General features: G+C 69.9%; 10 protein-coding genes. 3 read left to right on the top strand and 7 right to left on the bottom strand.

What is annotated here, in order from left to right; translation table 11 throughout:
• Positions 1-300: 300 nt before the first annotated feature.
• From folB to AOK11_RS28365, 3 genes are read left to right on the top strand one after another with little or no spacing between them, the layout of a single operon-like run.
• Complete coding sequence (gene folB, locus AOK11_RS28375) at positions 301-660, top strand: dihydroneopterin aldolase (RefSeq protein ID WP_055596576.1); 360 nt, start codon at positions 301-303, stop codon at positions 658-660.
• Positions 657-1268, top strand: coding sequence for a 2-amino-4-hydroxy-6-hydroxymethyldihydropteridine diphosphokinase (gene folK, locus AOK11_RS28370; protein WP_055596575.1), 612 nt, complete (start codon positions 657-659; stop codon positions 1266-1268). The genes folB and folK overlap by 4 nt, the downstream gene beginning before the upstream one ends.
• Before the next feature lie 55 nt (positions 1269-1323).
• Positions 1324-1809, top strand: a complete 486-nt coding sequence (locus tag AOK11_RS28365) for a DUF3180 domain-containing protein (RefSeq protein WP_055596574.1) — start codon at positions 1324-1326, stop codon at positions 1807-1809.
• A 5-nt stretch (positions 1810-1814) separates the two neighbouring features.
• Here the strand turns inward: AOK11_RS28365 and AOK11_RS28360 are convergent, their stop codons facing one another.
• From AOK11_RS28360 to dacB, 7 genes are all read right to left on the bottom strand, one after another.
• Entirely contained in the window at positions 1815-2807 is a 993-nt protein-coding gene (locus tag AOK11_RS28360) for a hypothetical protein (protein ID WP_240497519.1), read from the bottom strand.
• A gap of 69 nt (positions 2808-2876) precedes the next feature.
• On the bottom strand, positions 2877-3482 hold the full coding sequence (gene folE / locus AOK11_RS28355; protein WP_055596573.1) for a GTP cyclohydrolase I FolE: 606 nt from the start codon (positions 3480-3482) through the stop codon (positions 2877-2879).
• 149 nt (positions 3483-3631) lie between these two features.
• On the bottom strand, positions 3632-5671 hold the full coding sequence (gene ftsH / locus AOK11_RS28350) for an ATP-dependent zinc metalloprotease FtsH (RefSeq protein WP_055596572.1): 2040 nt from the start codon (positions 5669-5671) through the stop codon (positions 3632-3634).
• 187 nt (positions 5672-5858) lie between these two features.
• A complete protein-coding gene (hpt, locus tag AOK11_RS28345; RefSeq protein WP_055596571.1) occupies positions 5859-6419 on the bottom strand; it encodes a hypoxanthine phosphoribosyltransferase in 561 nt (186 codons plus the stop codon).
• 61 nt (positions 6420-6480) lie between these two features.
• Positions 6481-7545, bottom strand: a complete 1065-nt coding sequence (tilS, locus tag AOK11_RS28340) for a tRNA lysidine(34) synthetase TilS (protein ID WP_055596570.1) — start codon at positions 7543-7545, stop codon at positions 6481-6483.
• A gap of 272 nt (positions 7546-7817) precedes the next feature.
• Entirely contained in the window at positions 7818-8969 is a 1152-nt protein-coding gene (locus AOK11_RS28335; RefSeq protein WP_055596569.1) for a zinc-dependent metalloprotease, read from the bottom strand.
• Between the two features lie 67 nt (positions 8970-9036).
• Positions 9037-10282: D-alanyl-D-alanine carboxypeptidase/D-alanyl-D-alanine endopeptidase (gene dacB / locus AOK11_RS28330; protein ID WP_055596568.1), on the bottom strand; the 1246-nt coding region annotated here is incomplete at its 5' end.

The following is a 10282-nucleotide window of genomic DNA, read 5'->3' as shown; positions in this document are numbered from 1 at the left end:
GAACGGTCCGTTCCGGGCCCGCCCCGGCCCGCCCGATCACAGAACCCGGCCGGACTCCGCCGTTCCCTTTCCCGCCCGGGAAGTGATTGGCACCACCTCCGTGCGGGTAGGGGCCGCTAGCTGTCCGTGAGCTCCAGGCCTTCCTGGGGAAAACGCACGGTGAAACCTCCCGGCACACATCGGATCCGCCCCCCTCGGGGTCCGCCCTGTGGGTACCCGCGGGTAAATTCGACTGAGGCAAGGGTGCCGTCCGCACACGGCGCCGACCGGCCGGACCGACGACTGCAGGAGTGGATTCGTGTGGATCGTGTCGCGCTGCACGGCCTGAAGGCCCGCGGGCACCACGGTGTGTTCCCCAAGGAACGCGAAGAGGGCCAGACCTTCATCGTGGACCTGGTCCTCGGCCTGGACATCCGGCCGGCCGCGGCCCACGACGATCTGACGAGGACCGTGCACTACGGCATCGTGGCGGAGGAGGTCGTGGCGGTCGTCCAGGGCGAGCCCGTCAACCTCATCGAGACGCTCGCCGAGCGCATCGCACAGGTCTGCCTCAAGCACGACGTGGTCCAGGAGGTCGAGGTCCGCGTCCACAAGCCGGACGCGCCGATCACCGTGCCCTTCGACGACGTGACCATCACCATCATCCGGAGCCGCGCATGACCAGGCCGTCCACCCAGGGCCACAGCGACCCGACCGTCCAGCCCGTTCCCGCCTCCGTGGTCGAGCGGGTGGACGCCGCCGACACCACCCTGCACAACCCGAAGCAGGCCGTCGTCTCCCTGGGCGCCAACCTCGGCAACCGGCTGGAGACCCTCCAGGGGGCCGTCGACGCCCTGGAGGACACCCCCGGCATCCGGGTCAAGGCGGTTTCGCCCGTGTACGAGACGGAGCCGTGGGGCGTCGAGCCCGGCAGCCAGCCCTCGTACTTCAACGCGATCGTGGTCCTGAAGACCACCCTGCCCCCGTCCTCCCTGCTGGAGCGGGCCCACGCGGTCGAGGAGGCCTTTCACCGGGTGCGCGACGAGCGCTGGGGCCCGCGCACCCTGGACGTGGACATCGTCTCCTACGCGGACCGCCTCTCCGACGACCCGCACCTGACGCTCCCCCACCCCCGCGCCCACGAGCGCGCCTTCGTGCTGGCCCCCTGGCACGACGTCGACCCCGACGCCGAACTCCCCGGACGCGGACCCGTCGCCGCCCTGCTGGACACGGTCGCCCGGGACGGCGTCACACCCCGCGACGACCTGGAACTCCGGCTGCCCGAGTAGCCGTTAAGGTCGACAGGACCGCACACCGGGGCACCGGGGGAACCGAAGGGACACCGTGAGAGAGCTGCGCATCAGGGTGCTGGCCGGCGTCTTCGTCGTGGCCGGCATCCTGTCCTGGGCCGGCGCCCGCCTCTGGAACTCCCTCGGCACCCTGCCGAGCGTTCCGCTGGCTGCGCCCGTCGTCCTCGCCCTGATCGCCGTGGTCCTCACGGCCACGGCACTGTCCCTGCGCGCCCGCCTCAAGGACCAGCGCGAGCGCCGCCCCGGCGCCAAGGGCGTCGACCCGATGATGGCGGCCCGCGCGGTCGTCTTCGGTCAGGCCAGTGCCCTGGTCGCCGCCCTCGTCGCCGGGATGTACGGCGGCACCGGCGTCTTCCTCCTGGAGTCCCTCGACATCCCCGCCCGCCGCGACCAGGCCATCTACGCGGGGGCCTCGGTCGTGGCGGGGATCGCCGTCATAGCGGCGGCCCTCTTCCTGGAGCACGTCTGCAAGCTCCCGGAGGACGACAACGACAGCCCGGGGACAGCTCCGGCAACGTGACACAGTCACCGGGGCCGACGGACCAAGTGACCGTTGACCAGGAAGCCCGGGCAGGGATCGAGGTGGTAGTCGTAGAGGATGAACGGCTTCGTCCCGGCTGCCGCACGACGCCGGATCTCGTTCACCCCGGCCCAGGCCGACTCGTTCGGTTCCAAGGGGTGGCGCTCGGGCACAAAAGTTCCTCGCGCCTGCCATCGGTCAGTGATGACCAACTGGGAAGAAGACCCCTTGGGCCTTGGTGTGAACCTCGCACCGATGATCTGGGCCAGTTCCACGAGGAACGGCACATTCGAACTGATCACAGTGCGCCCGTCCCACTTCTTGTGGCGAAACCCGTCTCCCTCGGCATAGCCGTCCAGAAAGCCCACGAACGTGTCGATGTCCCGGAGAACCACCCGCGGAAAGCGTTGCCGCATGTGATGCGGGTCCCCGCCCACGTACTGCCGCATGGCGTCCGCGAGATACGACGACACAACCCGTACGCGAAAACCGGGCACGTCGCGCCTGAGATACCCGGAGGGTCGGGTCACCGGCTCCAGTCGAGCGGCCAACCCGGTCGCCTTGGTCAGACAACCGGCGTAACGCGCGGCAAAATCCTCCTCGTTGACCACGAGGGACACGTAGTTCCTGCCCACCGTCCCGTCAGCACACGTGGCTCCGACGAAGTACCCGAACTCGTAACAGGGCCGGATGGCCGGCCGCTCCCGACACAGCTTCCGCGCGTCGGACCACGCAAGCATGGTCCCCTTGGCGTCTTTCGCCCGAATCCACCCCTCGGCCGTGCCCAGCATCTGCTCCGGTGCCACCGTGAACGTCACCCGATCGGTCACCACGTCCACGACCTCACGGGCTTTGACAGCCGTCACCTCCACGACCGTCGTCTGCACCGTACGCGTCCCGTCCAGGCTCCAGAGCTTCGAGCCCACCTCGACATTCCTGGCCTGTCGACACCCGCCGACGACGCTCACCAGTTGCTTGCTGGGCAGCCCGTACCCCACCGCGATCCCCCTTGACCAGCGATAAACCCCACCGATCAGGGATGATATCGGGCACCACCGACAATCGGGTCAGCGTGCCAGTATCAGGCTCATCGCCTCGGCCCGGGACGTGGAGTCCCGAAGCTGCCCACGCACCGCCGAGGTCGTGGTCTTGGCGCCGGGCTTGCGAATGCCGCGCACAGACATGCACATGTGTTCGGCCTCGATCACGACGATCACGCCACGAGCTTCGAGAATCCGCATGAGGGAATCGGCGACCTGCGTAGTGAGTCGTTCCTGCACCTGCAGACGACGGGCGAACACCTCGACCAGCCGCGCCAGCTTCGACAGACCGGTGATCTTGCCGGACTCCGCCGGGATGTAGCCGACATGCGCAACACCGTGGAACGGCAGCATGTGATGTTCACAGAGACTGACGATCTCAATGTCCTTCACCAGAACCATCTCATCATGCCCCAGGTCGAACGTCGTCGTCAGAACGTCCTCGGGCTCCTGCCGAAGACCCGCCAGGAGCTCCTTGTACGCCCGCGCCACCCGGGCCGGCGTCTCCTGCAGGCCCTCCCGGTCCGGGTCCTCGCCGACCGCGATCAGCAGTTCGCGTACGGCGTTCTCGGCACGCTTCTCATCGAACTCGCCGATGGTGGCCTCGCCGTCCAGCGTCACGGGGTCGGTCATGTGATGCCTCGTTCCTGTGCCTGCGCGCGTGTCGGACCCGACCGCACGTGCTCTCAACTGCGGATACACAAAAGAACCGCGCCCCCCAGGCTAGAACCTGGGGGGCGCGGCATCCATTCCGGGCCCGGTGGGACCACCGGGGGAGCCGGTCAGCTCTCGGGACGGTCCTCCGGAGCCGGCTCGGGCACCGGCTCGGGCTGCGCGACGGTGCTCTTCACCGTCGAGATGGCCGGCGTCGCGCCGTTCACTCCGTTCGTCAGTGCCAGCTCCTTGGGGGAGAGCACCGGCGGGCGGGTGGACGGCGTACGGCGGGAGGAGCCGGTCCAGGCGGGCCTGGCCGGACGCTTGACGATCGAAGCGAAGACCTCGGCGATCTCCTCCTTGCCCAGCGTCTCCCGCTCGAGGAGCGCGAGGACCAGGTTGTCGAGTACGTCGCGGTTCTCGACCAGGATCTCCCACGCCTCGTTGTGCGCGGTCTCGATGAGCTTCTTGACCTCTTCGTCGACCAGCGCGGCGATCTCTTCCGAGTAGTCGCGCTGGTGAGCCATCTCACGTCCGAGGAACGGCTCGGAGTTGTCGCCGCCGAACTTGATCGCGCCCAGACGCTCGGTCATGCCGTACTGCGTGACCATCGCGCGGGCCAGACCGGTGGCCTTCTCGATGTCGTTGGCCGCGCCGGTGGTCGGGTCGTGGAAGACGAGCTCCTCGGCCGCGCGGCCGCCCAGCATGTAGGCCAGCTGGTCCAGCATCTCGTTGCGCGTGGTGGAGTACTTGTCCTCGTCCGGCAGCACCATCGTGTAGCCGAGGGCACGGCCTCTCGACAGGATCGTGATCTTGTGGACGGGGTCGGCGTTCGGTGAGGCCGCCGCGACCAGGGCGTGTCCGCCCTCGTGGTACGCGGTGATCTTCTTCTCCTTGTCCGACATGATCCGGCTCCGCTTCTGCGGGCCCGCGACCACTCGGTCGATCGCCTCGTCCAGCATGTGGTTGTCGATCAGCTTCTGATCGCTGCGCGCGGTCAGGAGCGCGGCCTCGTTCAGCACGTTGGCCAGGTCGGCACCCGTCATGCCGGGGGTGCGGCGGGCGACGGCCGACAGGTCGACGTCCGGAGCGACCGGCTTGCCCTTCTGGTGGACCTTGAGGATCTCCAGCCTGCCCTGCATGTCCGGACGGTCGACCGCGATCTGGCGGTCGAAGCGGCCGGGACGCAGCAGAGCCGGGTCGAGGATGTCGGGCCGGTTCGTGGCGGCGATGAGGATCACGCCGCCCTTCACGTCGAAGCCGTCCATCTCGACGAGGAGCTGGTTCAGGGTCTGCTCGCGCTCGTCGTGACCACCGCCGAGGCCGGCGCCGCGATGGCGGCCGACCGCGTCGATCTCGTCGACGAAGACGATCGCCGGGGCGTTGGCCTTGGCCTGCTCGAACAGGTCACGGACCCGGGAGGCACCGACACCGACGAACATCTCGACGAAGTCGGAACCGGAGATCGAGTAGAAGGGAACCCCGGCCTCACCCGCGACGGCGCGCGCGAGCAGGGTCTTGCCGGTACCGGGCGGGCCGTACAGCAGCACGCCCTTGGGGATCTTCGCCCCGACGGCCTGGAACTTCGCGGGCTCCTGCAGGAACTCCTTGATCTCGTGGAGTTCCTCGACCGCCTCGTCCGATCCGGCGACGTCGGAGAACGTCGTCTTCGGCGTGTCCTTGGTGATGAGCTTTGCCTTGGACTTGCCGAATTGCATGACGCGGGAGCCGCCGCCCTGCATCTGGTTCATCAGGAAGAGGAAGACCACGACGATGAGGACGAAGGGCAGCAGCGACAGCAGAATGCTGACGAAGGGGTTCTGCTTCGACGGCGAGACCGTGTAGCCCTTCGGGATCTGCTCGTTCTGGTACTTGTCCTGCAGCGTGTTGGCGATGGTGACGCCCTGGTCACCGATGTAGCTCGCCTGGATCTTCGAGCTGTCCTTGACCTTTTGGCCGTCCTTGAGCTCGACCTTGATGATCTGCTCGTCGCCGGTGGTCAGCTTGGCCGACTTGACTTTGTTCTCGTTGATCGCCTGGACGACCTGGCCGGTGTCCACCGTCTTGTAGCCGCCGGACGAGCCGACGACATTCATCAACACGACCACGGCGAGGACGGCCAGCACGATCCACATGACCGGCCCACGGAAGTATCGCTTCACGTCCATCCATACGGAGCGGTGCCGCCCCGTCCCTCCTGCCATAGTGAGTTTGATAAAGACTGTTCTTCGGACGGTACCCCAGCATTGTCCCCCGAAGCTGCGAGGGACAGTCGGCATTCGCGTCCACGCATGCTCCAACGGTGCGGACGCCGCCGGGGTTCCCGATCACATACGGCGTCGCGACCGCGGTTGCTCAACCGCCGTATACGTGGGGCGCGAGCGTACCCACGAACGGGAGGTTGCGGTACTTCTCGGCATAGTCGAGGCCGTAGCCGACGACGAACTCGTTGGGGATGTCGAAACCGACCCATTCCACGTCGATGTTGACCTTGGCGGCCTCGGGCTTGCGCAGGAGCGTGCACACCTTGAGGGAGGCGGGCTCGCGCGAGCCGAGGTTGGAGATCAGCCACGACAGGGTCAGGCCGGAGTCGATGATGTCCTCGACGATCAGGACGTGCTTCCCCTTGATGTCGGTGTCGAGGTCCTTGAGGATCCGCACCACACCGGAGGACTGGGTGCCCGCTCCGTACGAGGATACGGCCATCCAGTCCATCGTGACCGGGGTGGACAGTGCCCGCGCGAGGTCGGCCATGACCATCACCGCGCCTTTGAGGACACCGACGATCAGCAGTTCCTTGTCCGCGTACTCCGCGTCTATCTTCGCGGCCAGCTCGGCCAGCTTGGCGTCGATCTCTTCCTTGGTGATGAGCACCTTCTCGAGGTCGGCACCCATGTCTTTCGCGTCCACCCGCATCACTTTCGGTCGTCCCAGCGGCTGTCCCGTACCGTCCGCGGCTCTGCCGAGGATACGTTTTTCAGCCTTGCCGAATCACCAGTCTGCCACCCTGGCGACGGGCCACGACCCGGCCGGGGAGATTGATGGCCCCCTGGCCGCGCCAGCCGGTGATCAACCGGTCGACCTCCTCGATGTGCCGGGCGAACAGCGAACCGGCCGGGGCTCCCGCGTCGATGGCCGCGCGGCGCAGCACACGGCGGCGCACGGCGGGCGGGAGGGCGTACAGCCCCGCGCACTCCAGACGGCCGTCGGCGTCGCGGACGCCGGCCTCGGCCCGGCCGGCCCAGGCGTCGAGGGCGTCGGCGTCGTCGCGGGAGAGCCGGGCCGTCCGGGCGAGTGCCTCGACGACGCCCTTGCCGAGGGCCTTCTCCAGGGCGGGCAGGCCCTCGTGGCGCAGCCGGGAGCGGGTGTAGGCGGGATCGGTGTTGTGCGGGTCGTCCCAGACGTGGAGGGACTGGGCCATGCATGCCTTGCGGGCCGTCTGCCGGTCGAGCCGCAGGAAGGGCCTGCGGTAACGGCCGTCGGCTCCCGAGACCGCGGCCATTCCGGACAGGGAGCGGATGCCGGAGCCGCGGGCGAGCCCCAGCAGGACGGTCTCGGCCTGGTCGTCGCGGGTGTGGCCGAGCAGGACGGCGGCGGCCCCGTGCCGTTCGGCGGCGGCGTCGAGGGCGGCATAGCGGGCGTCGCGGGCGGCAGCCTCGGGACCGCCTTCGCGGCCGACGGTGACGGCGACGGCCTCGACGGGGTCGAGGCCCAGCCCGCGCAGGCGCAGCGTCACTTCGGCGGCCCGCAGGTCGGAGCCGGCCTGGAGGCCGTGGTCGATGGTGACACCGCCCGCGCGCACACCGAGGCGGGGGGCCTCGAAGGCGAGGGCGGAGGCGAGCGCCATGGAGTCGGCGCCGCCGGAGCAGGCAACGAGCACGAGCGGGGACGGTTCACGCTCGCGCGGGGCGTCGGGGATACGGCCGGGCCCGCCGGAGGGCCTGCCGTGTTCGCCGGGGTTTCGGGTGTGTTCGTCGAGGATGTCGTGGAGTACGCGGCGGACCGCCAGACGTATCGCCGCGACCGCAGGATGGGGACCCATGTCCGGTTCCCTTCATGAAGTTTTCGGGGGGTGAGCCCGGGATCGGTCACTCAGAGTGTGTAGATGGTGACAGAGAAGGGCCGTTCCCCGAGCATTGCACGCCTACTCTTCGCTCACGGTCCCTCGGACGGGTGATTGAGGGCCCGTTCACCGGATTCGCTTCATGTCGTCCCATGTGGCCTTGTTTCCAGCCCTGTTACCGGGCGTCGGGCCGCCCCGTACCCGCGCGGCGCACGCCCGGCGTTCGGGTGCACGCGCGGCGCACGCTCGATTCACGCCTCGGGTTTGCGGTGCACTCGGGTGACCCACTCCGCGGGCTTGGCGATCTCCGCCTTGGTGGGGAGGGTGTTGGGCGAGGTCCACACCCGGTTGAAGCCGTCCATGCCGACCTCCTCGACCACCGCGCGGACGAAGCGTTCGCCGTCGCGGTACTGGCGGAGCTTGGCGTCCAGGCCGAGCAGTTTGCGCAGGGCCAGGTCAAGGCGGGAGGCGCCCTTCGCACGGCGCTGCTGGAACTTCTCACGGATCTCGGTGACGCTCGGCACGATCTCGGGCCCGACGCCGTCCATCACGAAGTCGGCGTGTCCCTCCAGCAGGGACATCACGGCCGTGAGCCGGCCGAGGATCTCCCGCTGGGTGGGGGTCTGCACGAGTTCGACGAGGGAGCGCCCGTCGTCCTCGTCCTCCTCGCCCTCGGGCCGGCCGCCGGCGAAGGACTGGACGGCCTGGCGGACCCGCTCCAGGACGGTCATGGGGTCGACGTCGGTCTCCCCCAGGAACGACTGGATCTCGCCCTGCATGTGGTCGCGCAGCCAGGGCACGGCGGAGAACTGGGTGCGGTGGGTCTCCTCGTGCAGGCACACCCACAGCCGGAAGTCGTGGGGGTCCACGTCGAGTTCGCGTTCCACGTGGACGATGTTGGGGGCGACGAGCAGCAGCCTGCCCCCGCCGTTCGGCGCGCCGGGCGGGCCGCCGGCCGGCAGGTCGCGGGTGGCGGGGGCGAAGGTCTCGTACTGGCCGAGGACGCGGGAGGCCAGGAAGGACAGCAGCATGCCGACCTCGACGCCGGTGACCTTGCCGCCGACGGTGCCGAGGAGGGCCCCGCCGGGCGAAGTGCCGCGCCGCTCCTGCATCTTGTCGAGGAGCGGCTTGAGGAGTTCGCGGAAGCCCGCGACGTTGGCCCGGACCCAGCCGGGGCGGTCGACGACGAGGACGGGGGTGTCGTGCGTCTCGTCGGTGCCCAGCCGGGTGAAGCCCCGGACGTGCGTCTCGGACGCCTTCGCGTGCTCGCGCAGTTCCGCGACGATGGCCCTGGCCTCGTCACGGCTCACATCGGGGCCCGGCCGCATGAGCCGGGTCGCGGTCGTGACCGCGAGATCCCAGTCGACCATCCCGGAAGAGGCAGCACCACCGAAACTCGTCATGCTGCAACGGTACGTGAGGAGCGCGGCGCGGGGCAGGGCGGCGAGACAGCCGGCCGGAGGCCGGAGGTCACCGGCAGCCGCACGCCGCCAGGGCCGTGGCCGCCTTGTCCAGGGCCGCCTGGGCGGCCGTCGGGTCGGTGGTGCCGGTCGCCAGGAAGGCGAAGGCGAGCAGCCGGCCCTCCCGGTCGACGACCGTCCCCGCCAGGGCGTTCACGCCGGTGAGAGTGCCCGTCTTGGCCCGTACGACGCCGGCCGCGCCGGCCGCGCCGTCGGCGTAGCGGCCGGCGAGGGTGCCGGTGAAGCCGGCGACGGGCAAGCCGGTGAGGACCGGGCGCAGTTCCGGGCGGGCGGGGTCGCCGGACTTCACGAGCAGCGCGGTGAGCAGGCCGGCGGTGAGCCGGTTGCCGCGGTCGAGGCCGCTGCCGTCCTTGAACACGGCCCCCTTCAGGGGGACCCCGAGCTTCTGGAGCTGGGCGCGGACGGCGGCGGAGGCGCCCGCGAAGTCGGCCCGTCCGCCGGTCGCGATCGCGGTCTGGCGGGCGAGGGCCTCGGCGAGGTCGTTGTCGCTGTGGGTGAGCATCCGTTCGACCAGGGTGGCGAGCGGGGGCGAGGAGACCGCGGCGAGGGTGCCGGCGCGGGTCGTGGACTTCGACGGGCCGGGGGGTGTGGCCTTGATGCCGTTCTCCTTCAGGAGGACGGCGAACTTCCGCGCCGCGTCGGCGGCGGGGTCGGCGACGCGGTCCGCGGGGCCGGCGGCGGAGTTGTCACGGCGGGCCTCGTCGGCCATCAGGGGGGTGAGGGCGGCGAGGTTGGGGTTGACCCCGATCGGGTGCCGTTGGCCGCCCGGGTAGAGGGTGGTGTCGTACGACAGGGTCACCTCGCGCACGCCGCGTTCGGCGAGGGCGGCGGCGGTGCGGCCGGCGAGGTCCCGCAGGCTCGCCGAGCCGGTGGGGTTCTTCTCGCGGGCGGTGAGGGTGGGGTCGCCGCCGCCGACGAGGATGACCTCTTTCGTGTCGGGTTCGAAGGTGGCGCGGGTGGTCAGGCGGTGGTCGGGGCCGAGCGCGGTGAGGACGGCGACGGCGGTGGCGATCTTCGTGGTGGAGGCGGGGGTGAGGGCGTCGCCGGTGTCGTCGCCGTACACGCTCCTGCCGGTGGACACGTCGACCACGGAGGCGGAGAGGTCGCCGAGCGCCGGGGACTTCAGCAGCGGGGCGAGGGCGCCGGTGAGGGCCTTGCCCCCGGGCGCCGACTTCACGGTGGTGGCGCCGCCGCCGAGGCCGGTGAGCACGGAGGGGGCGCTGGGGGCCGTACGG

It is taken from the genome of Streptomyces hirsutus (assembly GCF_001418415.1).
GTDB lineage: Bacteria > Actinomycetota > Actinomycetes > Streptomycetales > Streptomycetaceae > Streptomyces > Streptomyces hirsutus.
The sequence above is the reverse complement of the archived record's forward strand: the minus strand, read 5'-3'. Positions and strand labels throughout refer to the sequence as shown.